This window comes from Nocardia sp. NPDC049737 (genome assembly GCF_040674755.1).
Taxonomy (GTDB): Bacteria; Actinomycetota; Actinomycetes; order Mycobacteriales; family Mycobacteriaceae; genus Nocardia.
Genome location: NZ_JBFANH010000009.1, coordinates 1 through 23,010, shown reverse-complemented (window position 1 = coordinate 23,010; position 23,010 = coordinate 1). Strand labels below are relative to the sequence as shown.

23 protein-coding genes are annotated in these 23,010 nt (G+C 65.6%); 5 read left to right on the top strand and 18 right to left on the bottom strand.

Annotation, left to right across the window (positions count from 1 at the left end; all coding sequences use genetic code 11):
• Positions 1-77: 77 nt before the first annotated feature.
• Both cobU and AB0J47_RS14270 read right to left on the bottom strand, forming a co-directional pair.
• Entirely contained in the window at positions 78-632 is a 555-nt protein-coding gene (gene cobU, locus AB0J47_RS14275; protein ID WP_364345268.1) for a bifunctional adenosylcobinamide kinase/adenosylcobinamide-phosphate guanylyltransferase, read from the bottom strand.
• Positions 633-893: 261 nt separating this feature from the next.
• A complete protein-coding gene (locus AB0J47_RS14270; RefSeq protein ID WP_364345266.1) occupies positions 894-1,877 on the bottom strand; it encodes a helix-turn-helix domain-containing protein in 984 nt (327 codons plus the stop codon).
• A 107-nt stretch (positions 1,878-1,984) separates the two neighbouring features.
• Here AB0J47_RS14270 and AB0J47_RS14265 point away from each other — a divergent pair, with 107 nt between their 5' ends.
• Positions 1,985-2,119 carry a hypothetical protein gene (locus AB0J47_RS14265; RefSeq protein WP_364345264.1) on the top strand — a complete coding sequence of 45 codons (135 nt, stop codon included), beginning with the start codon at positions 1,985-1,987 and terminating at the stop codon, positions 2,117-2,119.
• Positions 2,120-2,317: 198 nt separating this feature from the next.
• Here AB0J47_RS14265 and AB0J47_RS14260 read toward each other — a convergent pair whose 3' ends face one another.
• Positions 2,318-2,989 carry a DUF3043 domain-containing protein gene (locus tag AB0J47_RS14260; RefSeq protein ID WP_364345262.1) on the bottom strand — a complete coding sequence of 224 codons (672 nt, stop codon included), beginning with the start codon at positions 2,987-2,989 and terminating at the stop codon, positions 2,318-2,320.
• Positions 2,990-3,162: 173 nt separating this feature from the next.
• Here AB0J47_RS14260 and AB0J47_RS14255 point away from each other — a divergent pair, with 173 nt between their 5' ends.
• Complete coding sequence (locus AB0J47_RS14255; protein WP_330253730.1) at positions 3,163-3,513, top strand: iron-sulfur cluster assembly accessory protein; 351 nt, start codon at positions 3,163-3,165, stop codon at positions 3,511-3,513.
• Positions 3,514-3,866: 353 nt separating this feature from the next.
• The gene (locus tag AB0J47_RS14250) at positions 3,867-4,835 is read left to right on the top strand and encodes a carbohydrate kinase family protein (protein ID WP_364345260.1); all 969 of its coding nucleotides are present in this window, start codon (positions 3,867-3,869) and stop codon (positions 4,833-4,835) included.
• A gap of 380 nt (positions 4,836-5,215) precedes the next feature.
• Here the strand turns inward: AB0J47_RS14250 and asnB are convergent, their stop codons facing one another.
• Positions 5,216-7,159 carry an asparagine synthase (glutamine-hydrolyzing) gene (asnB, locus tag AB0J47_RS14245; RefSeq protein ID WP_364345714.1) on the bottom strand — a complete coding sequence of 648 codons (1,944 nt, stop codon included), beginning with the start codon at positions 7,157-7,159 and terminating at the stop codon, positions 5,216-5,218.
• 644 nt (positions 7,160-7,803) lie between these two features.
• On the opposite strand from asnB, the gene AB0J47_RS14240 reads away from it, so the two are divergent.
• A complete protein-coding gene (locus AB0J47_RS14240; RefSeq protein WP_364345712.1) occupies positions 7,804-8,856 on the top strand; it encodes a cytochrome c oxidase subunit II in 1,053 nt (350 codons plus the stop codon).
• Positions 8,857-8,869: 13 nt separating this feature from the next.
• Positions 8,870-9,286: a cytochrome c oxidase subunit 4 gene (locus AB0J47_RS14235; protein WP_040688533.1), complete on the top strand. Its 417-nt coding sequence runs from the start codon at positions 8,870-8,872 to the stop codon at positions 9,284-9,286.
• Positions 9,287-9,470: 184 nt separating this feature from the next.
• On the opposite strand, the gene AB0J47_RS14230 is transcribed toward AB0J47_RS14235, so the two are convergent.
• From AB0J47_RS14230 to AB0J47_RS14165, 14 genes are all read right to left on the bottom strand, one after another.
• A complete protein-coding gene (locus AB0J47_RS14230) occupies positions 9,471-10,307 on the bottom strand; it encodes an SDR family NAD(P)-dependent oxidoreductase (protein WP_364345257.1) in 837 nt (278 codons plus the stop codon).
• Positions 10,308-10,454: 147 nt separating this feature from the next.
• Entirely contained in the window at positions 10,455-11,732 is a 1,278-nt protein-coding gene (locus AB0J47_RS14225; RefSeq protein WP_364345255.1) for an FAD-binding oxidoreductase, read from the bottom strand.
• Between the two features lie 52 nt (positions 11,733-11,784).
• The gene (locus AB0J47_RS14220) at positions 11,785-13,344 is read right to left on the bottom strand and encodes an alkaline phosphatase D family protein (RefSeq protein ID WP_364345253.1); all 1,560 of its coding nucleotides are present in this window, start codon (positions 13,342-13,344) and stop codon (positions 11,785-11,787) included.
• Positions 13,345-13,417: 73 nt separating this feature from the next.
• A complete protein-coding gene (locus AB0J47_RS14215; RefSeq protein ID WP_364345251.1) occupies positions 13,418-13,882 on the bottom strand; it encodes a nitroreductase/quinone reductase family protein in 465 nt (154 codons plus the stop codon).
• 124 nt (positions 13,883-14,006) lie between these two features.
• Complete coding sequence (locus AB0J47_RS14210) at positions 14,007-14,234, bottom strand: hypothetical protein (RefSeq protein ID WP_364345249.1); 228 nt, start codon at positions 14,232-14,234, stop codon at positions 14,007-14,009.
• A complete protein-coding gene (locus tag AB0J47_RS14205) occupies positions 14,231-15,853 on the bottom strand; it encodes a cytochrome bc complex cytochrome b subunit (protein WP_364345247.1) in 1,623 nt (540 codons plus the stop codon). The genes AB0J47_RS14210 and AB0J47_RS14205 overlap by 4 nt, the downstream gene beginning before the upstream one ends.
• A gap of 327 nt (positions 15,854-16,180) precedes the next feature.
• Complete coding sequence (locus AB0J47_RS14200; RefSeq protein WP_364345245.1) at positions 16,181-16,870, bottom strand: phosphoribosylanthranilate isomerase; 690 nt, start codon at positions 16,868-16,870, stop codon at positions 16,181-16,183.
• Positions 16,871-16,957: 87 nt separating this feature from the next.
• On the bottom strand, positions 16,958-17,683 hold the full coding sequence (locus AB0J47_RS14195) for a lysophospholipid acyltransferase family protein (RefSeq protein WP_364345243.1): 726 nt from the start codon (positions 17,681-17,683) through the stop codon (positions 16,958-16,960).
• Between the two features lie 134 nt (positions 17,684-17,817).
• Entirely contained in the window at positions 17,818-18,831 is a 1,014-nt protein-coding gene (locus AB0J47_RS14190) for an ROK family protein (RefSeq protein ID WP_364345241.1), read from the bottom strand.
• Complete coding sequence (locus tag AB0J47_RS14185; RefSeq protein ID WP_364345239.1) at positions 18,828-19,292, bottom strand: hypothetical protein; 465 nt, start codon at positions 19,290-19,292, stop codon at positions 18,828-18,830. Before AB0J47_RS14185 ends, AB0J47_RS14190 begins: the two co-directional genes overlap by 4 nt.
• A 22-nt stretch (positions 19,293-19,314) precedes the next feature.
• Complete coding sequence (locus tag AB0J47_RS14180) at positions 19,315-20,607, bottom strand: ArsA family ATPase (protein ID WP_364345710.1); 1,293 nt, start codon at positions 20,605-20,607, stop codon at positions 19,315-19,317.
• Complete coding sequence (locus AB0J47_RS14175; RefSeq protein ID WP_364345237.1) at positions 20,607-21,044, bottom strand: SRPBCC family protein; 438 nt, start codon at positions 21,042-21,044, stop codon at positions 20,607-20,609. The genes AB0J47_RS14180 and AB0J47_RS14175 overlap by 1 nt, the downstream gene beginning before the upstream one ends.
• 46 nt (positions 21,045-21,090) lie before the next feature.
• The gene (locus AB0J47_RS14170) at positions 21,091-21,480 is read right to left on the bottom strand and encodes a polyketide cyclase / dehydrase and lipid transport (protein WP_364345235.1); all 390 of its coding nucleotides are present in this window, start codon (positions 21,478-21,480) and stop codon (positions 21,091-21,093) included.
• 274 nt (positions 21,481-21,754) lie between these two features.
• Complete coding sequence (locus AB0J47_RS14165; RefSeq protein ID WP_364345233.1) at positions 21,755-22,882, bottom strand: glycosyltransferase family 4 protein; 1,128 nt, start codon at positions 22,880-22,882, stop codon at positions 21,755-21,757.
• Positions 22,883-23,010: the final 128 nt, after the last annotated feature.

The window sequence follows — 23,010 nt, the reverse complement described above, 5'->3', positions numbered from 1 at the left end:
CCTGCACGGTTGGCACGACACCCGATACGGCGCGGCTCTCGCGAGTGACGCGACGTGATCGCCGCAGCTGTGCGGTCCTATTTCAGGCGGAGAGGGAGCCCGGCGACGATTAAGAAGGCCTCGTCGCATGTTTGCGCGAGGCGTTGGTTGAGGGTGCCGATCTCGTCGCGGAAGAGGCGGCCGGAGCGGGTGGCGGGGATGACGCCCATACCCACCTCGGGGGTCACGATCACCAAGCGACCGGGATAGGCAGTGACGGCGGCGACCAAGCCGTCCGTGTCTGGGGCGATGGTGCCGCGCGGGGCATCCCAGGCCTCGCGCGCGTCGATTCGGGCGGTGAGCCAGGTGCCGATATCGTCGATCAGTGTGGTTCCGGCTGAAGGAGCGGCGGTGAGAACCGTTGCCGGATCAGCGCTTTCGAGGACCATCCAGTCCGCGGGCCTGCGGTCGCGGTGGCGGGCGATGCGCTCGGCGAAGTCGAGATCGGCCGGATCGGGAATCGCGGTGGCGATATAGCGCACCGGGCCGCCCTCGGCCGCCAACACCTCCGCGAATGCCGACTTACCGGATCGCGCGCCGCCGAGCACGAGGATGCGGTGCGCGCGGCTGCTGATAGATAAGCGATCCGACACGGCAGCACCGTATCAATCCGCCGCGGTCATGCCTGCACCTCGCTGGCGCTCGGTTCCGGCATGACCGCATAAGCGGCTGTGTTGATAGATCACTCGCTTCGCTCGCTCATGCCTGCACCTCGCTCGCTCATGCCTGCACCTCGCTCGCTCATGCCTGCACCTCGCTCGCTCATGCCTGCACCTCGCTCGCTCATGCCTGCACCTCGCTGGCGCTCGGTTCCGGCACGACCGCATAAGCGGCTGTGTTGATAGATCGCTCCCTCAGGCGCGCTGCTCAGTCGCCTCCGTGCCTCCGAACCGGCGGCGGTACTCGGTCGGTGCGATACCGACGACCTTCTGGAAGTGATGCCGCAACAGCGCACCGGATCCGAATCCCGCTTGTGCGGCGATCTGTTCCAGCCCCTCGTCGGTGTCCTCCAGCAGATGCTTGGCGTAAAGCACACGCTGATTGGTCAGCCATTTCACCGGTGTGGTTCCGGTCTCTGCGGCGAAGCGGCGGGCGAAGGTGCGGGTGGACATCATCGAGCGAGCGGCCAGATCGTCGATGGTGTGCGGCAGGTCGAGGTTTTCGTTCATCCACTGCAGCGTGGAGGTGAGACTGTCGGAGGTGCATTCGGGCACCGGACGCTCGATGAATTGGCGCTGCCCGCCATCGCGCTGCGGCGGCACCACCATGCGCCGCGCGATCGCATTCGCGACGGAACTGCCGATCTCCCGGCGCACCAGGTGCAGGCAGGCGTCGATGCCCGCGGCCGTGCCCGCCGAGGTGATCAGATTGCCCTCGTCGACGAATAGCACGTCGGGATCGACCGTGGCCTCAGGGAACTGTGCTGCCAATTGGTCGACATAGCGCCAATGCGTGGTGCACTTGCGACCGTCGAGCAGCCCGGCTGCCCCGGCCAGGAACGCACCGGAACATACAGTGAGCACGATCGCTCCACTATCCGACGCGTCCCTGATCGCGTCGAGGACCCGCGGATCGAGTCCCTTCTCGAAGGCCGATGCGGGAAAAGCCGGAATCGCCACCAGATCGGCCTTCGCCAGCTCCTCGAGCCCGAACTCCGGTGTGACGGTGATACCGGGAGTCGTGGACGGCAGCGGCTTCCCCGGCTCGGCCCCGCACACCTTGAAATCGAATCCGGGCAGTCCGTCCGCGGTTCGGTCGAGTCCGAAAACCTCGCAGACCACACCGAATTCGAACATTGCCAGGCGCTCGGAGAGCACCACCGCGACCTTGGACAGCATGCATCGAGCGTACCTGGCTGAATCTTTACGAACAATGTCAGAACAGCCACTTTCGGCGGTAAATCACCGAGCGCAAAATTACTGCCATGATAACTTTTCTCGTAAGCATGGCGGTCGTAGTGGGCTTCGCGGTCCTCGTCACACGAGGCGGTCACGCCGGATCAGCGAATGTCATCGATCGCGACGCCCAGCGCCTGCAGTCCGATCTGTCCGCCATCATCGCCCACTCACATCACCACTGAGGCCGCACGATGGACAGGGCCGCTCTCCCGACCACTAGGGAGCGAGTTTTACGCGCGGCTCGTCTCGCGGTCCGAGTCGTCGAAGCGTTGCGACCAAGTCGCGACTCTCGACGGCGCCGCTAGCTTGCAGGCCGCTCCAAAGGGGCGGACGGAAGACACCAGAGGGCCGCGAACACGCGGCGCCGCAGGCGCTGCAAATCAAACAGCGTCGCCCGGTCCGACCCGCGGCTTCGGCGCCCGCATCTTGCGGATCTGTGAGGCGCGGACGAAGGCGTACCAACCCAGCTTGTAGCCGGTATCGGTGCTCTCCGGGAAGCGCTCACGCACCCGTCCGTTGACGATTCGGCCGAGCAGGAAGCCCTCGGCGATCATGAAGAACATCATCACCAGCATGGCCAACGTCACAATTGTCTGCAGCGCGGGCGCGACGAACATGGACAGGATCAAGACCAACGCCATCGGCATGAACAATCCGACCAGGTTGCGCCGGGCATCGACGATATCGCGCACGAAGGCCCGAACCGGGCCCTGATCGCGAGGCAGCAGGTACTTGTCCTCACCGGCCAGCATCCTGGCGCGCCGATCCTGGGCCGCCAGCCGACGCTCGGCCGAGGCGGTCTTACGGTCCTCGCGATTGCCGCGGGTCGCCTTGCGCCGGGCGCGGGCTTCCTTCGCGGTGAGCGGGGCCGGAGCCACCGGACCGCGCCGCTTGCCTTGGGCGTCACGACGTTTCGGCGTCGGTCGGCCCTTGCCCTCGGTGACGGTGGCCGCTTTAGTGGTGGAGACTGCGGCCGAGCCGCCATCCGAGCCCGCCGTCTTGTCGGCGCTCTCGTCGGTGGTGCTGGACTCGCCGCGACGGAACAATTTCACGCGACCAGGCTATTCGATGCCGTACCCCGCAGGAAATGAGGTCGGTGGGAGGTTGTGTCCACCGCAGTAGCCGGTGGTGGCAAGATGGGGGAATAACAGCCCGCTGAGTGGTGTTGACAGCCACGAGCCGTGCGCTGTTCACGGGTTGAACACAGCTGTCCTGAGGAGAGTTCATGACTGTGCAAGACGAGACGACCACCCACGGTGTGACCCTGACCGATGCCGCCGCCGGCAAGGCGAAGGCGCTGCTCGACCAGGAGGGTCGCGACGACCTCGCCCTGCGTATCGCCGTGCAGCCCGGCGGCTGTGCGGGCCTGCGCTACCAGCTCTTCTTCGACGACCGCTCGCTGGACGGTGACCTGACCGTCGACTTCGGCGGCGTAAAGCTGGCCGTCGATCGGATGAGCGCGCCGTACGTGCAGGGCGCCTCGATCGACTTCGTCGACACCATCGAGAAGCAGGGCTTCACGATCGACAACCCGAACGCCACGGGTTCCTGCGCCTGCGGCGACTCCTTCAACTGACGCCTCGGCCGGTTTCCCCGAACGGCATCGGCCATAGTGGCCACCGCCGTCGGCGAAACGGCTGACTTCGTACGAGTATGGGTAACTCGCCGGGCGCGCCCAGAACTCGGCGGCGAACCCAACCGTGGGCCCGCGACGAAACGTACCCAACCGTCGGCAATAGTCTGGGGATGCGGGGGAAAGTCGTCGGAGACGTCCAGAACTGAACTGGGCACCGGCCGCTGGTCCGCCATGAAAGCCTCGGGCACTCACCGATCGGCAAGAGACTCGGCGAGTCGGGTGAGCTACGGTGAAGGCGCGGGTTAATCCCGCGCCTTTCGTCGTCTGCCGCCTACCCGAAGGGGCTCAGCCTCGTGTCTATCGCCGTGTCCGCGTCCATTGCGACCGACCATCTCATGCGTTTCCCCGGACGGTTCGCCGACGCGCTGCTGGCCGATCAGCTCGACCACGTCTCGGTGAGCTTTCTCGTCGATGATCTGCAGATCCGCAAGGGCGGTGTCGCGGGCAATATCGCCTACGCCATGGGCGTTTTGAACCGGACGCCGCTGCTCGTCGGTGCGGTCGGCGCCGATTTCGCCGAGTACGGCGCCTGGCTGGAGAAGCATGGTGTCGACTGCTCCACCGTCAAGATCTCGGACCAGGCCCATACCGCACGCTTCGTCTGCACCACCGATGACGATATGGCCCAGATCGCCTCGTTCTATCCGGGCGCGATGAGTGAGGCCCGCGATATCTCGATCGGCGAACTCGCCGAGCAGCACACCCTCGACCTGGTGCTCATCGGCGCCAACGATCCCGAGGCCATGCTGCGCCACACCGCCGAATGCCGCGAACTCGGCATTCCGTTCGCCGCCGACCCGTCCCAGCAGCTGGCCCGCCTCGACGGCGATCAGTCAGTGCAGCTGATCGAAGGCGCCGCATACCTTTTCACCAATAAGTACGAGTGGGCGCTGTTGCTGCAGAAGACCGGTCTGAGCGAGGAAGAGATCGCGCGCAAGGTCGGCATCCGGGTCACTACGCTCGGTAAGGACGGCGTGCAGATCGTCGACCGTGATGGCACCGAGGTGATCGTCGGTGTGGTTCCTGAGGTGAACAAGGTCGAGCCCACCGGCGTCGGCGACGCCTTCCGCGCGGGCTTCCTCACCGGCCACACCACCGGACTCTCGCTGGAGCGCTCCGCCCAATTGGGTTCGCTCATCGCGGTTCTCGTGCTCGAGACCATGGGCACCCAGGAGTGGACCCTCAACAAGGACGACGCGCTCGAGCGCCTCACCAAGGCTTACGGCCCCGAAGCCGCCGCCGACATCAAGCCCTTGCTCTGACCCGCACCGCTCTCCACGGCCGCACCATCCCCGGTGCGGCCGTTCGCGTCTACTCCCCGCGCCGATACCGCTGCCGCGCACGTTCTCGCGCGCCACGCACGATGCATCGGGCAAAATCATGCGCGTCGCGCAAAACCATGCGTGTCGCGCGAAAAGCTCTGCGCTACAGTGCGCATCGCACCGAGGTGACGACACCTCCGCTGCCGCGGACGTTTTCGCGCGACACGTACGAATTCACCGGGCCAATCCATGCGCGGCGCGCGAAAAGATGTGCGGCACAGTCGCATTGCATCGACGGTGCCGCGCGCGTTGTGTCGCGTCGCGCACGGGTTTGCTCGGGAATCGGTGCGCGGCGGGCGAAACGTGCGCGGCGGCAGCGATTAGAGCGAGACCGGGTAGACCGGCTCCTGGATATCGGGAGTGATGCGCTTCTCGACGAAGATCCCGTGCCAGACCATGAAGACCAGCAGCGTCCACAGCCGGCGGCTGTGGTCGCCGCGGCCCGCGCGGTGGTCTTCCAGCATGCCCTTGATCGCGCCCTTGTCCAGCAGGTGATCGGTCTGCGATTCGGCGATCTGCAGGTGCGCCCAGTCGTACAGTTCGGTGCCGCGCAACCAATGCCGCAGCGGGACAGGGAAACCCAGCTTCGCCCGGTGCAGCACGTGCGGCGGCACGATGCCCTCGAGCGCCTGGCGCAGTGCGTATTTCGTGGTCTCCTTGGTGATCTTCTGCTCGTAGGGCAGCTGCTCGGCGACCTGCAGCACCTCGGAGTCCAGGAAAGGTACGCGCAGCTCGAGCGAATTCGCCATGGTCATCTTGTCGGCTTTGACCAGGATATCGCCGCGCAGCCAGGTGTAGAGATCCAGATGCTGCATGCGCGCCACCGGATCCCAGCCGCGTGACTGCGCGTAGATCGGCGCGGTGACGTCCTGGTGCGTCCATTCCGGCCGGAATTCGCGCAGCACCGCGCGCAGTTGCGCATCGCTGAAGCTGCGCGCATTGCCGTAGTAGCGCTGCTCCAAGGGCAGTGAACCGCGGTGCAGCAGGCTTTTACCGCGTGTGCCGTCCGGAATCCGCTCCGAGAGCTTGCCCGCCAGCTTGCGCACCCCGCCCGGCAAGTACTCGAAGGGCTTGAGCGACAACGGTTCCCGGTAGATCGTGTAGCCGCCGAACAGCTCGTCGGCGCCCTCACCGGAGAGCACCACCTTGACGTGCTTGCGAGCCTCCTTGGCCACGAAGTACAGCGGAACCAGCGCCGGATCGGCCACAGGATCGTCGAGGTACCAGACGATTTCGGGAATAGCGGCCGCGAACTCGGCGGGGGAGACCACCTTGACGATGTGCCGCGCGCCGATCGCCTCCGCGCTCTCGGCGGCCACATCGACCTCGGAATAGCCCTCGCGTTCGAAGCCGGTGGTGAAGGTGATCAGCTTCGGGTTGTGCCGCATGGCCAGCGCGGCGACGGCAGTGGAGTCGATGCCGCCGGACAGGAACGATCCGACCGTCACATCCGCGCGCATATGCTTGGCGACCGAGTCCTCGAGGGCTTCGGCGATATCGCGATATCGGGCGGCCGCCGAACCGGGGGCGAAGGGCCGTACCTTGAACTGCGGGTTGAAGTAGCGCGTGATCTGCGGCGCCGCACCCGCACGCACGGTCGCGTAGTGCCCGGATTCCAGCCGACGGATGTCCTTGTGCAGCGTCTCCGGCTCCGGCACGTACTGCAGCACCGTGTAGTGCTCCAGCGCCCGCGGGTCCAGCGCATCGGACAGCCCGAGCGAGGGCAGCAACTCCAGCAGACTTTTCTTCTCACTGCCGAACGCGGTCCCGCCCGGCCCCGTCGCCAGGAACAGCGGCTTGATCCCGAACGGATCGCGCGCCAGGAACAGCTCCTGGGTTTCGGTATCCCAGATCGCGAACGCGAACATGCCGCGCAGCTTGCGCACCGCCTCCGGACCCCAGTAATGGAAGGCCGCGACGATCGCCTCGCTATCGCCCTCGGTCTCGAAGATCCTGCCGTCCGGGTACTCCTCGGCATGCGCCTTCGCGAGTTCCTCGCGGATCTCGATGTAGTTGTAGATCTCACCGTTGAAGGTCAGCGCGTAGCGTTCCCGGTTCTGCGCTGGTCCCCAGCGCAGCGGCTGGTGCGAATGCTCGATATCGATGATCGACAGCCGGTTGAAACCGTAGATCACGTGATCGTCGTGCCAGGTCCCGCGCTCGTCCGGGCCGCGATGGCGCACGCAGTGCAGGGCGTCGTACACCCTCCCGACCACGTCGTCGGTTGCCGCATCAGATGTCAGAAATCCGAGCAGTCCACACACGGCGTCGGCAACCTCGTTTCCTACTTGGTACGGGCGCTGGCCCGATTCATTGGGTGGCTGCGCCCGATAGGTGGGCGCACAGGACGAAATCTCGTGTCCGAGTATGCCGCACTGGGTGGATTCGTGTGTCGCGCCCACCGTGTTCCGTGAAGGCCGTGGCCCGCTGAGTGCCGCGATCTACCGATGCCTCGTTGGCGTCCGACGGCGCGACGAAATTTCATATCCGAGTGCGTCGCACCCCACCGGATCAGCCTGCCGTGTCCGGCGTGGACGGTGCGGCGTCGAGCGCAGGAACGCGCAGCTCGCCTGGCACCCGAAATGTCGTGTCCGAGTGCGTCGCATGCATCGGATCCGGTCGCGGCGCGCGCCCTGTCCTGGGACGATGTCCGGGTGACCGGACCCACCCCCGGAGGCGGCGGAGTGTCGAATGCGACCCGACGTCAAACGGGGCGCCGGTTTGGTCTACGCTGCGTAGTACTCAGGACATTCTTAGGTGGCGCGTGCGCAGACCGGAATGCCCTGAAACGTGCTTAGGACGTACCGCCGGGCGATCGCAACCCGAGCGGTGCACTGTCGGAATGTGTGGCGACCAGGAAGGCGTGAGCGTGGCGCACAAGGCGAGCGAAGAGATCGGGGCACGACCCGTGAAGGGTCGGCAGGGCCGTCTCCTTCGGCGGGTCGGCTTGGCGGTGTCCTTGGGGATCACCGCGATGCTCGTCTCGGGCTGCTCGATCGACAATGTTTGGCTGCGATTCGGCTGGCCCTCGGGCATCACGCCGCAGGCCACCCGGATGCGGGAACTGTGGACCTGGTCGGTCCTCGCGGCATTGGCGATGGGTGTGCTGGTGTGGGGGCTGACCTTCTGGACCGTCACCTTCCACCGCAAGAAGAAGGACTCCCCGGAGTTCCCGCGCCAGACCGGTTACAACGTGCCGTTGGAGCTGACCTATACGGCCGTCCCGTTCGTCATCATCGCGGTGCTGTTCTACTTCACCGTGGTCGTGCAGAACTACGTGCACGAGAAGGTCGCCGACCCGGACGTGACTGTTGACGTGACGGCCTTCCAGTGGAACTGGAAGTTCGGCTATCGCAATGTCGACTTCAAGGACGGCTACCGCTTCGACGGCATCGATAAGGCCCGCGAGGACGCCAACCAGGAGCAGCTCGAGGAGTACAAGGAGCGGACCAAGGACGGTCACCCGCAGCCGGGCCCGGTGCACGGCAAGCCGGAGAACGACATCCTGTCCTACCTGCACTACGACAAGGTCGAGACCGTCGGCTCCAGCAGTGAGATCCCGGTGCTGGTGCTGCCGACCGGCAAGAACATCGAATTCCAGCTGGCCGCCGCCGATGTGGTGCACGCCTTCTGGGTGCCGGAGTTCCTGTTCAAGCGCGACGTGATGCCGAATCCGAAGGAAAATCACTCGGATAACGTCTTCCAGATCACCAAGATCGAGAAGGAAGGCGCGTTCGTCGGCCGCTGCGCCGAGATGTGCGGCACCTTCCACTCGATGATGAACTTCGAGGTCCGCGCGGTATCGCCGGAGAAGTTCACCAAGTACATCGATGCGCGCAAGGCGGGTAAGACCAACGCCGAGGCGCTCGAGTCCATCGGTGAATCCCCGGTCGCGACCTCCACCCAGCCGTTCAACACCAAGCGCGACACCAAGAGCGCGTCCGCGGTAGAGAGCAAGTGAGGACTGATCTGAAATGAAGATCGAAGCGCGGATTTTCGAACTGCTCACGGTGTTCTTCATCATCGTGGCAGTCGTGTACGGCTACTTCACCGGCCAGTCGCGGACCGGTGTCGAGTGGGCGGGCACCACCGCGACGGTGCTGACCGCCGGTCTGTCGCTGATCATCGGCACCTACTTCCGTTTCGTCGCACGTCGCCTCGACCTGCGTCCGGAGGACTACGAGGATGCCGAGATCGTGGACGGCGCGGGCGATCTGGGTTTCTTCTCGCCCGGCAGCTTCTGGCCCATCACCCTGGCCGGCGCGGGCTCCATCACCGCTCTCGGCCTGGCGTTCTTCCAGTTCTGGCTGATCGGCATCGGTGTGGTCTGCATCCTCGGTGCGGCCGCCGGTCTCGTGTTCGAGTACTACCTCGGCCCCGAAAAGCACTGAGCGAATAGCCCTTTCCGAAGCGCCTCACCGGAATCCGGTGAGGCGTTTCGGCGTTTCGGCGCAGTCTGCCGCGTGCGACGGCCGAGGCTCGCGCGGCGTCGTAATGAATGATCGCGATCGGGCTTCGGGACCAGTGTGTCGATCGGTGCGCGCAGCACGAATCCCGGATGCTCGTCGAAAGTGTTCACGCGGACATGTCCGCTCGGGCGAAGCGGGAGAGGATGCGGTTGGTGCAGCGGGGTGCGACGCCGGCCAGTCCGCGCAGGGTGCGCGCGAAGCGGGGTTCGAGACGGGCTGGGCGGGTGCGGATGGCGGTTTCGATCAGGCGGGCGGCGTCGGACGGTTCCAGTGCGGGTTCGGTGACGTAGTGCGCGATGGTGCCGGTATCGGGTTGCACGGCCGGATATTGGACGTCGGTCACCTGGATGCCGCGCGGCGAGAGTTCGGCGTCCACGCATTGACCAAAGGTGGTCCAGGCGGCCTGGGAGCTGGCGTAGGAGGCGAAATTCGGGGTGGCGCCGGTCTTCAGGCTCCACGGGCCGACATTGATCACATGGCCGGAGCCGGATTCCAGCATGGCGGGCAGCAGGCCGAGCGTCAGGCGCAGCGGGCCGAAGTAGTTGGTCGCCATCATGCGCTGGTAGTCGCGGAAGCGATCCAGTGATTGCGAGACCGGTCGGCGCAGCGGTCGGCCCGCGTTGTTGATCAGCACATCGACCCGGCCGAAATCGCTGAGCACCCACTCGACCAGCTGATCGACATCACCCAGTGCGGAGATATCGCAGCGGAACCAATTCGCCGCACCGCCCGCATCGACGATCTGATTGCAGGTGGCGACGAGTTGATCCCCGCGCCGGGCGACCAGCAGCAACTGCGCCCCCTGTGCGGCAAGCAGCGTGGCGGTGGCGCGACCGATTTCGGAGCACGCATCCGTCACGAGAACCCGTAGCCCCTTGACGGATTCGGGCCGCTGACGCTTACGATCCGGCAGATGGGTCGGGGCAGTGCGGAATTCGAGCATCAGAGCAACCTTCACCGTAGATGGGCTGAACCAACGCATCGACACCCCGCCGACAGTGCCGAAGGCGACCGCCGCCGCCGACAGATAGCCGACCGCCGAAGGGACGGTGAGGCTATTTGCTGGCGACTATATGCGGCGCGACACAGTCTAATCCGTGGAGTCGTACCTCAGGGCGTGTTCGGATGCGCAGATCTCATCGATTCCGGTAACGATGTCGCGCAACAGTTCTGAGGGCAGCGCGGAGGGCCGCAAACGGCAGGTGAAGGTGATCAGTCCGTGGTCCTCGACCGCGAGTCCGTGCGCTTGTGCCTCCTCACGCAGGTACTTCGAGCGCACGCCGTAGGTCATCGCGGAGATGACGGTGAAGCATCCGGTCCGCTCCCGGTGTCCAGCAAATAAATCGTGCAGTCTGTAGAAAACCGAGGCGTAGGTCGACAGCGGCGCGAAAATCGCGACCCGGTAGGCGGGTCCGCGTTCGGAGGAGCTGATGACCGTGTCGGCCAGATACTCCGCATCGCGCAGTGTCAGCACCTTCGGGGCGAACATGAGCGCGCCCGCCGCGGCATTGCGCACCGGTGCGCCCGCGCGCCCGCCCGCGGCAGAGGCGATGACGCCCAACGACTTCCTGGTCTTGGTGCCGACCTCACGTCGCGCACGCAGCGAGCGGGTGGGCGTGGTGGGGTAGAGGCTCGACCACTGACCGAACCGCACGGTCCCCAACTGCACGTGGCCGGTGCCGACCGGACGCGACACCTTCAGCGGCGCGGTATCGACCCAACGACCGACCTGCAGTGCGACATTGCCCGGCCGGGCGATTTCGGCGTAGGCGTGTTCGACGAAGGAGTCGAAGTCCAGGAAGCGGTCGGCGTCGGTGGTGAGCCAGGTGTGGTCCTTATCGATGTCGACCGCATCGAGGGTGAGTGCGGTGATGATGCCCGCGCGCCCGCCCGCGCCGAGGATCCGGTGGAAGCGCTCGGTGTGGTGGTTGCGACCGCAGGTGCCGATGCGTCCGTCCGGATCGACGTACTCCAGGTCCACGATCTGATCGATGAACATGCCGTACTTGTGCGATGCCGTGCTGACACCGCCGACCGAGGCGAAACCGCCCGCGGTGATATCGCGGTGGTCGCCGACGATCGGCAGCCCGAGCCCGTGCGCGCCGAGGCGTCGATCGATATCGGAGAGTTTGGCGCCCGCCTGCACGCGCACGGTCCGTCTGCCGAGGTTGATATCGAGCACCGCGTTCATCTTCCGCAGCGACACCACGGCGCGCGGATCGGGCAACGACAGACCATCGTCGATCGGTTCGCCGCCACGCACCGTGAGGTTTTCCGCGCGACCGCGTGAATTCCGCACCGTACGAACGACATCCGCGGTGTCACGAGGTAGATATTCTTCGGCGGCGACAGTGTGCGGCGTGCTCATGGATCGAAAGCTAACCACAGCGCGGTCTCCGATGCTCGTTCGATCTCTACTGTTACCGGACTGGCGGCGCCAGCCGCTGGCTGAACAGGACGTATCCGGTCGCATCGCACAGATTGACCGTCAGTTCTCTTGACTTGCCATCGATCAGTACCTCGCCGAAATGTTGGAAGCTATCCAGCGGTGAGGCGTTCTGAACGGCGGGAGCGTGCACGAATATCGCCTCCGGCCCGAAGGTGCCGTCGAGCGGATTCGGGCCGAACGCGCCGGCATTCAGCGGTCCGGACACGAACTCCCAGAACTCGTCGAAGTCGGTGAAGGCGGCGCGCTCGGGCGAGTAGTGGTGGGCAGCGGTGTAGTGCACATCCGCGGTCAGCCAGACCACGCCGCCCACCTTGTTCGCCTTGATCGCCGAGAGCACTTGGGCGATTTCGGTTTCCCGGCCGGATGGGGCGCCGTTGTCGCCATTGGCGGGGCCCTCGTAGGCCGTCACTTTTTGTTCACCGTCCTTGACGACAAGTCCGAGCGGTAGGTCGTTGGCGACGATTTTCCAGGTGGCCTTGGAATCGCGCAGACCTGCGATGAGCCACTTCGTCTGTTCCGGACCGAAAATGCGACCGGTGGGTCCGTTGTCGATGTCGTTGATGTCCTTATAGGTCCGCATATCGAGCACGAAGACCTCCAAGAGCGGACCGTAGGAGATCTTGCGGTAGAGACGGCCGTCGACGGCCTCCCTGGGCTCCAACGGCATCCACTCGTGGAAGGCCTGCCAGGAGCGCGTCGCGAGGATATCCATGCTGCGGTCGCTGTAACCCTTGGTCTCGGCGACCAGTCCGCCGTGGTACCAGTTGTTGACGGTTTCGTGATCGTCCCACTGGACCACCTGGGCGACCGAGGTATTGAAGCGGCGGTAGTTCTGGTCGGTCAGGTTGTAGGCATAGTTGCCGCGGAACTGCTCCAGCGTCTGCGCGACAGCGCTTTTCGCCTCGGAGACGGTATTGCGCCAGATCCGGCCGTCGGGCAGCGTCACCGATTCCCGCAGCGGACCATCGGCGTAGATCGAATCACCGGAGTGGATGAACAGGTGCGGGTCGCGCGCGGCCATGGCGGAGAAGATCTTCATACCGCCGAGGTCGGGGTTGATGCCGTAGCCCTGGCCGACCACATCGCCGGACCACTGCAGTTTGATATCCGACGCGGCAGCGGGCACGGTGCGGAAGACCCCGGTGATCGGTTCGGAGGTCGCGCCGTCCTCGCCTTCCAGGCTGACCCGGTAGTGCACCAGCTGGCCCGCGGGCAGACCGTTGACGCGCACACGCCCGGTGCCATCGGAATCCGGGGTGAGCAGTGGGCCGGTGAATCGTTTGGCGTCGGTGAACGATTCGGTAGCGGCGGTCTCCACGATCAGTTTCGCGGGCTGATCGGAGCGCGCCCAGATCAGCGCGCCATCGGTGCGCGGATCGCCCACCGCGACGCCGTGGGTGAGATTCGGGCGAGGACGGACCAGCGTGGGTCCGTCGTTCGAGCAAGCGGCGAGCACGGGGACCGCGACGGGACCGAGGGCGCAGGTGCGCAGCAGGGTGCGCCGGGAGATGCCGAAGTCCGAACCAGTCATTGGCTCACCTTGGCGCAGGGAGTCCAACACCATGTGAACTCCCATCATCGGCTCGGCCAACAAGCGGCCGTTATCAGCTGCGTGGTCGGAGTTCGATGATCGGAATGAGTCGGTCGGTCTTCTTCTGGTAGCCGAGATAGCGCGGTTGCACGGCGGTGATCTGCTTCCATGCCTGCTCACGGCGTTGCTCGTCCAACTGTTCAGCCGTGACGTGGTACTTCGTACCGCCCACCTCGGCCCAGACCTGATCCGGATGTGCGGCGATATTGTGATACCAGCCCGGATGCTGGATCGCGCCGCCCATGGAGGCGACGATCAGCCAGCCGCCGTCATCGGCCGGAAACCGGCTCACCGTCACCTGACGCTCCGCACCGCTCTTCGCGCCGACGGTGGTCAGATACAGCAGGTCCATCCCCATGAATCGGTCGTGGCGGAAGCGGTGATATCGCTCCATCGCCCGGATGAAGAAACGGAATACCGGATTGGGTGAGGGCGGTCGGGAACCTCGGGTGCCCGCCGGAATCTTTTGAAAACTCATGATTCGCTCCCCTACCGCTCGGAACTGTCCGCCTAACAGCATTCCACTTCGGTGATCATTTCGGGGCCGGACGCCAGATGACAGAAGACCCCGAACCGATGGTTCGGGTCTTCTGGTGCACGCCTCAGCTGGTGTTGTCGCAGAGGATTTCGAATGCACGGACGGCGTCTTCGGGGAAGACGAGTACCCGGTGGCGGGCCGGGTGAGCCGGGCCGATGGTGGCGCGGATCCCGTTATCACGCAATAGGCCGCGGACCGTGCGGGCGGTGGCTTCAGTGGCGACCGTCGCTGCCGCGACGAGCAGCCCGTAGTCCTCGGTGACCGGCTCATGCGAGCGCGTGAGCCACATCATGGGGTGTGCCTTTCGCCGTCGGTGCTTCGGTCCTGGTACTTCTGCAGCACGGCGAGCTGTTTGCGCTCCTCGGCGTGCTCGATCTCGAAGAACCGCTCGGATTCCGCCGCGGGATCGGGTCGCAGGAAGCTACCGGTGCCCGGTTTGCCCGCCGAACCGAGTTTGTTCATCTTCTTCGGGATCGCCGCGCCCTGGTAGGCCAGTGGGATCGGATGACCGTGCTCGTCGACCGGCCCGAGCGCCTGGTGCACCTCGACATACTCACCGTGCGGCAGTCGCTTGATTATGCCCGTTTCGATGCCGTGCTCCAGCACCGCCCGGTCACTGCGCTGCAGACCGATGCAGAACCTATAGGTGATGAAGTACGCGATCGGGGGTGCGATCAACAGGCCGATGCGGCCCATCCAGGTGGTGGCATTGAGCGAGATATCGAACTTCAACGCGATGATGTCATTGACACAGCTGAGCGTCAGCACCACATAGAAGGTGATCGCCATCGCGCCGATTCCGCTGCGCACCGGCACATCTCGCGGCCGCTGCAACAGATTGTGTGCCGCGTAATCCTTGGTGAGCCGCTTCTCGATCCATGGATAGGCGGGCAGGATCACGAGCACCAGCCCCATCACGACCGCCACCCAGAACGCCGCCGGGATGGTGTAGTTGCCGAGGTATATCTCCCACGGCGGCATGAGCCGGGCCAGGCCATCGGTCCACATCATGTAGAAGTCCGGTTGCGAACCCGCCGACACCTGCGCTGGGTTGTAGGGCCCGAGTTCCCAGATCGGATTGATCTGGAAGACACCGCCCATGACCGCGACCGTGGCGAGGGTGAACATGAAGAACGCACCCTGGTCCGCCGCGAAGACCGGCACGATGCGCGCACCGATGACATTGCGCTCGGTGCGACCCGCCCCCGGGAACTGCGTGTGCTTCTGATACCAGACCAGCGCGATATGCGCTGCGATCAGCGCGAGCATGATGCCCGGGAATAGCAGCACATGCGTGATGAACAGACGAGGAATCAGCACCTCGCCCGGAAATTCGCCGCCGAAAAGGGCGAAGTGGATCCAGGTGCCGACGATCGGGATGCTCATCGTGATCCCGCCGAGCGGTGAACGCAGGCCGGTGCCCGACAACAGGTCATCGGGCAGGCTGTAGCCGAAGTAGCCCTCGAACATGGCCAGTATCAACAGCGTCGACCCGATCACCCAATTCGCTTCGCGCGGTTTGCGGAACGCGCCGGTGAAGAAGATCCGCAGGCAGTGCACGATTATCGCGGCCAGGAACATCAGCGCGGCCCAATGGTGTACCTGCCGGACGAACAGACCGCCGCGCACCTCGAACGAAATGTCCAGGGAGCTGGCATAAGCCGCCGACATATGCACACCGCGCAGCGGTTGATACGCGCCGTCGTAGACCACTTCGGTCATCGATGGATCGAAGTACAGCGTCAGGTAGAGGCCCGAGATCAGCAGAATGATGAAGCTGTACAAGGCGATCTCGCCGAGCAGGAAGGCCCAATGCGTCGGAAAGACCTTATTGATCGAGCGTTTCACGAAGGCCGCGGCGCTGTACCGCTCATCCGCGGCGTCGGCATGCCGCGCCGCCTTCGAACTCATCGCTGGCTCCCGTCCGAGCCGAGTGGCGCCACCTCGTGACGAATGGACAGCACAGGCATTGTCATCTCCTCCTCGATCGGAAACCGGTACGCATAAGACGGTTGAGCGGTCCGAAACGTGACGGCGTGGATGTGAGAGGTTTTGCCGGAGTGCGAATCAGCGGGCGAATGCCCCTGATGGGAGGCACCGCCGTGTGACGGAGATCTCGTCAGGGCTCGGGGAGTTCGTTCAATGCGGCGACCCGGTGTTGCCGAGATCGCCCATCCGCGAGCGGCGGGCCGCCGATCGGCCGGTAGGGTACCGAATCCCGTGCACTACTGCTGGTGCTCATGGCCGTAGGACTCGAGGCGCGAACGCCCCGGGCATCCGGTGCGCTGCCGCCACGAACGCCGCACATGCTTCGGATTGTTTAGCCCCGGTGGCTGTTTCGACCCCGCTATTGACGTCCACCGCGAACGGACGCACCCGTGCGATGGCATCGGCGACATTGTCCGGGGCGAGCCCACCGGCGAGGATGACCGGGCAGCCCAGTTCGTGCAGCGCTGTCACGATGGCCGCGCTCACCGACCAGTCGTGGGTTCGTCCGGTGCCGCCCAAGCGGTCCGCGGTGCGTGAATCGAGTAGTACCGCATCGCAATCCGCGGCGGCCTGACGTGCGGCGTCAGTCGCCTCCGGTCCCGTGACGTGCACCGCCTTGATGATCTTCCGGCCACCAGCGGTCTTGCGGACTTCACGAACAGTGTCGATGGCGACGAGACCGTGCACCTGGATTGCGTCCACGCCGATTCGGTCGGCTAGGTTCACGATCGCGGCCGCGTCCTCCAGATGGGTGACCAGGACACGGGTGACGAAGGGGGGAACGAGCCGCGACAGCGCCTCGGCGTGTTCGGCGTCGAGGGCATCTTCGCTGAAATGGGTAATACCGGAGATCAATCCGATGGCGTCGGCACCGGCGGCCAGCGCGATCCGCAGATCGTCTTCGGACCTGATCCCGCAAATCTTTGCCCGCACCGTCACGACTAAACGATATGCGCCGGGCTGTGCAACCACCGAAAACCGAACGAGCCCGGTGCGTTCGGCACCGGGCTCGTGGAGGTAGGAGGGCTAGCTGGCGGCCGTCTCCGGGATGCGGGTGGGTTCGGGGGCCGGACCGCTGGGGACACCCTTCTTCAGGCTGGCGGCGTAGACGTCGACGTATTCCTGGCCGCCGAGTTGCATGAGTTCGTACATGACCTCATCGGTGACGGCGCGTTCGACGAAGCGGTTGCCGCCCATGCCTTCGTAGCGGGAAAAGTCGATGGGGGCGCCGAATTTGACGGTCACCTTGTGGCGGCGCCAACGAAACGGCCCGGGCGGGCAGACCTCGAAGGTGCCGATGACCGCGACCGGGATAACGGGGACGCCGGTCTCGAGCGCGAGACGGGCCAGGCCGGTCTTGCCCTTGTACAGGCGACCGTCGGGGGAGCGGGTGCCCTCCGGGTAGAGGCCGACGAGGTGACCCTTGTCGAGCAGTTTGCGTGCGGCGTTGAGCGCATCATCGGCCGCGCCGGCGCCGCTGCGGTCGATCGGGTACTGGCCGGTGGCGCTGAAGAAGAACTTCTGCAGCCAGCCCTTGAAGCCAGGGGCGGTGAAGTACTCGGCCTTGGCGAGATAGCTGATCCGACGCGGGCTCATCAGGGGAGCGAACAACCAGTCGGAGAAAGACAGGTGGTTCCCGGCCAGGATGGCCGGTCCGTCGGCGGGGATATGTTCCACGCCTTCGACCGCCGGACGGTTGTAGAGGTGCATGAACGGTCCTGGGAACAGGTACTTCAGCATCCAGTAGAGCATGGCGTCCTAACCCCCGCGGCCGGGATCGTTTACGGGTACAACCGTCTGTTGCCGACTTTACCGCTGGGTAGAGATCACATCCAAGCCGAGCGGCGTATCTCACCACATGTTCTCGAGTACTGATAACCGACCACTCAGTGGGTGGAACGAGCCACCCAGGAACGGCCGCGGCCGGTCTCGGCGAGGGTGGCCCTGGCGAGCTCCGCCGCGCCGATCATCCCCGCCGCCTCACCGAGCTGCGTGGTCCGAATCCTGGCGAGTGGTCGATGCCCCGCACCGGTGATCGCCCGCGCGTACTCCTCGCGCGCCTCGTCCAGGAACTGCGGCGCCGAACTGCTTACGCCACCGGCGATCACGATCAGCCCGGGATCGAAGATATCGCTGACGAATGCCAGCCCGAGCCCGAGCCAGCGGGCGAAATCGGCCATGACCGCCACGGCCAACGGGTCGCCGTCCTGGGCGGCCCCGGCCACCCGGCGTCCGGTCAGCGAACCGGGATCGCGCAGCACCTCACGCGCCAGCACGGTCGAATGCACCGGATCGGTGGCCAGCATTTCGATCGCGGTATCGACCAGAGCCGTTCCGCTGCAATACCTTTCCCAGCAGCCGCGCTTGCCACACGGACAGGACCGGCCCTGGGGCACTACCTGCAGATGTCCCAGCTCGGGTGCGACACCGTGCGTGCCCCGATACAGTTCGCCGTCGATGAGCAGCGCCGCGCCGATGCCGGTGCCGATCGCGACGAGCACTGAATTGTGTCCGCCCGCGGCCGCACCGAATCGGTACTCGGCCCACATGGCGGCATTGGCGTCGTGCTCGAGGATCACCGGCAGTTCGAGGCGTTCGGTGAGCCGCTGCGCGACCGGGGTGTCCTGCCAGGGTAGGTGCGGTGCGAAGCGCACCGTCGAGCGATCGGCGTTGATGAACCCGGCGACTGCCAGGCCGACCGCGCCGATCGGATGTCTGCGGCACAGTTCGCGGACCGCGCGATCCAGCGCGTTCTCCAGCGCGCGTGCCGAATGCGGTGTCGGCGCCACCACGGTGTCGAGCACCTCGCCGTCGCCGTCGACCACCGATGCGCGAATATTGGTGCCGCCGACGTCGATTCCGACGGTCAGTGGTCGCGCATCCGCTACTCGCGCCGTCATGCCTTGATCGTTACGGGGATGCCGATATAGCGGGATCGCTTGCGCCCGGACGAGTTCGACTGCCGCGTGCGGGTATCCGCTTCGGCAGGTGTGGATTCCGTATCCGGTGCGTCGTCGTGCTTTTCGGGAGCGAACGAATGATCGTGCGGCACACCGTCTTCGGGCATGACCGGATCGACCGGGACCCCTGCGAGCGCCTCGCGCAGCACCGTGACGATCGCGGTTCCGTGCTCGGCCACCACCGCAAGCACATCGTGATGCTCACCGCGCACCAGCGCCGCGGCCGCGCAGACCGGGCACCAACCGCAGCTCGACCAGTCCGGCTGTCCGTCGGCCGCGCGGCGCAGTACGGGTTCGACCCGTTCGAGCACCGCCTCGGCAAGCAGCTTCAATTCCTCGGCGAATTCGCCGAGGCCGTCACCGGGCTCGGCAGCGCCGGGCCAGTCATTCGATTCGCTCATGCCTGCGCCTCGCTGAGCTCGCTCATACCGGCCACACTTCCGGGTCCGGGTGGAAACGCACGATCAGATAGCCGTCGTCGAGTTCGGCGCCGTCGACCGTGCACCGCCGCAATACCGGCGCCAGGCGCACCCGGCGTCGGACCCCGTCCGCTCCCACGATCAAATCGTCCTCCACTCGTCCCAGTCGCAACGTCGCCGGATCGACGACGGGCAGGTGCATCCGCAACGCGTACACCGAATGCAGACCGGTGCCCGATTCCAATCGAACCACCGGCTCGCCGGAACTTGTGCGAACCTCCGCCGGATTGTCGCTCAGCTTCGAGTCGGCATTCAACCGCTCACCCGAATCCATCGCATACGACAGCGCGGACAGGGACGTGAGCCCGACCGGTTCGGGCCCGGTGTGCTGTGCGATCAGCACCCGTGTCCCGTTCATACCCCGTTGCAGCCGGTTCACCACATCCAATTGTTCGGCGCGTCGATTCACATACCACTGCACGGCGGGATGGGCGGCCACCTCGAGTGCGGTCGGCGGGGGCACGGCGGGCAGCACCTTGTTCACCACCACCGCGTCCAGCCGCAGCCCGAGCAGCGCCGCCGCCGAACGCACCCGCTCCGATTCGGCGATGGCGACCTGTTCGGCGACGGTAATCAGTCGCGCACCGGTGCGGCCGTGATCGGCGAGCAGGTCGCGTACCTCGGTCACCGCCTTGACGATCCGTTCGACCGTGGTGGCCAGCACCACGCGCCGCAGATCGGTGCCGACCGTACTCATCGCCCGCTCATGCGGCGGCCATATCCGCTCCACATAACCGAGCAGGGTTTCCGGCGCGGTGATGATGCGCAACATGTCCGCCGAGGGCGGACAGTCCACGACGATCACATCCCAGTCGTCCTCGGCGGCGAACTGGGTGATCTCCACCAGCATCAGCAGTTCCTGCACGCCGGGCAGTCCGGTCAGTTCCGCCGGATCCAGTGCTGCCAGGTCGATGCCGTGATCGTGGTCGGTTCCGGTCGCGAGCACGCGCACCACCTCGCGGAACCGATCCTCCAACAGCGCAAGGGAATCGACCTCGATCACATCGAGGCCGGGCAGTACGCTCGCGACCCCGGGCACGGTGCCTGGATCGTGCGGAAATCGGAAGCCGAGTGCGTCACCGAGCGAATGCGCCTGATCCAGCGAGGCCACCAGCACCCGCTGCCCCGCCCTGACATAGGCCATGGCGGTAGCGCAGGCCAATGTCGTCTTGCCGACCCCGCCTTTGCCGATGAATAGTTCGACCCGAGTACCGGCCGCCTCGGGTTTGTGCGCGATCAGCCTTCGACCCGTTTCTTCAGTTCCTTGAGCGCGGTATCGGTGATCACCTTCTCGGCCTTGCGCTTGAACATGCCGATCATCGGGATATTCAGGTCGACGGTCAGCTCATAGGTCACCTCGGTGGTGCCGTCGGGCTGGTCGACGAGTTGGTAGGTGCCGTCCTGCGCCTTCTGCAGTTCACCGCTGATCAACGTCCAGCTGACCGATTTGTCGTCGGGCCGCCAGGTGTAGGACAGCACATAGGTGTCCTTGACAACTCCGGCATCCAGAACGAAGCGCGCGGTCCGGGCCCGGCCGCCAGCGCTCTTCTCCAGCACCTCAACGGTTTTGGCCGCCGAGACCCACTGCGGGTAGGACTCCAGATCGGCGATGACGGACATCACCCGCTGCGACGGTGCATCGATGATGATCGACCTCTGGGTCCTGTCGGCCATGGCGGACAACGATTCCTTTCAGCTGCTTCTGCTGTGCTCGTGTGCGTCAGCGGGCGGTCGGGACGGTGTGTGCCGGTGCGACACCGGCCGCGCGGCCCGCCTCCAGCCTGGCCTTGATCTCGAACGACATATCCTTGCCCGCCACCCGGCGCGCCCGATTGGCTGCGGCCAGATCCCGTGTCGGCGCCTTCGGTTCGGCGTGCAGGAAGTAATGCAGGATCACCCCATCCAGAGCGGGCTCCAGCCATACTTCCATGGTTCCGGTCAGCGCACCGGTGATCGACCAGCGAATACCCTTGTCGGCCCGGTCTTCCCGGACGCCGAGGGTCAGATCGGGCCACCAGCGGCGCCAATTGTTCTCCCCGGACAGGATCTCGGCGACCGCCGCCCCGGGGGCGGCGACAAACGTCTGATCAGCGACCTGAATACTGCTCACGGCTTCGCCTCGCTGACGCTCGGCTCCGCCGTGCGCAGAGCGCGCTGGCACATGGTTCGCTCGCTTCGCTCGCTCACGACTTCGCCTCGCTGACGCTCGGCTCCGCCGTGCGCAGAGCGCGCTGGCACATGGTTCGCTCGCTCACGGCTGCGCCTCGCTGACGCTCGGCTCCGCCGTGCGCAAATGCGCGCTGTGTCTTTGGTTCACTCGCCGGCGCTCGTTCACAGCCCGAGCGTAGTAGATCACAGTCCCGACCTGTGAGCCGCCGTCGCCTTTATTGCAGCAGTTGACGCAGCCGAGCGCCCAGGCTATCCCAGCGCCACCGTTCCTCGACCCACGCGCGTCCCGCCGCGCCCATCTCGGCGGCGGCATCGCGATCGGACAGGATCTCGACGATGGCGGCGGCGATTTCGGTGGTCTTGCGTCCATCGACGACGCGGCCGGTCTTGCCCTCCAACACGGTCTCCGGCGCACCACCGGACCGTCCGGCGACCACCGGCACTCCAGACGCCGAGGCCTCCAGATACACGATGCCAAGACCTTCGACATCGAGGCCGGCCCCGCGGGTGCGGCTCGGCATGGCAAACACATCGGCCAGGGTGTGGTGGGCCGCCAGTTCGCTGGACGGTACCCGGCCGGTGAAGATCACGTCATCGCCGACACCGATGGCCGCCGCGAGCGCGTGCAATTTTTCCTCGTATGGTCCGCCGCCCGCGATCACCAGCACCGCACCGGGAATCCGCGCGCGGATCTCGAGCATGGCGACGATCAATGCGTCCTGGCCCTTGCGCGGAACCAGTCGGGAAAGGCACAGGACAGTCGGGCGATCGCCGAGTCCGTAGCGTTCACGCAATTCCGCGCGCGCGGCCGGATCCGGTCGGAACACCTCGGTATCCACTCCCGGCGGCAGATATTCGAGCGAGGCATTCGGTCCGAACGCCGAAGCGAACCGCCCGCGCGTATATCTGCTGACATAGGTGACGACATCAGTGTGCTCACCGATCGCGCGCAACGCCTGCCGCGCACCCGGCAGCATGGACCAGCCGACCTCGTGGCCGTGCGTACTGGCCAGAATCCGGGAGGCGCCCGCGCGCCGCAGCCTCGGTGACAGCAGCGCCAGCGGCGCCGCCGCACCGAACCACACCGTGTCGCAGTTCTCGCTGCGCAGCAGGCGTGCCGCCCGCCGCAGCACCAGCGGGGTCGGCAACATCAACGTGGTCGGATGGCGCACCACCTGGAACTTCTGCTTCGCATCGAATTTCAGATGACTGTCACCACGCCACCGCGGAGCGTAAACGACCAGATCATCGGGCGGCAGCTCACCAGCCAACGCCTGCAGATACGACTGGATACCGCCCGGCCGCGGCGGGAAATCGTTGGTAACCAGCAGAGTTCGGGCCATGCGAACAAACTACTGTGTTGGATTTGCCGCACCTGCGGCTGTGTCTAATTGCCGCGCCTGCGGCGCGGCGGGTTCGCGGCCCCCTGGTGTCTCGCGTCCGAGCAGATCGGAAGAGCGTCGTTAGGGAA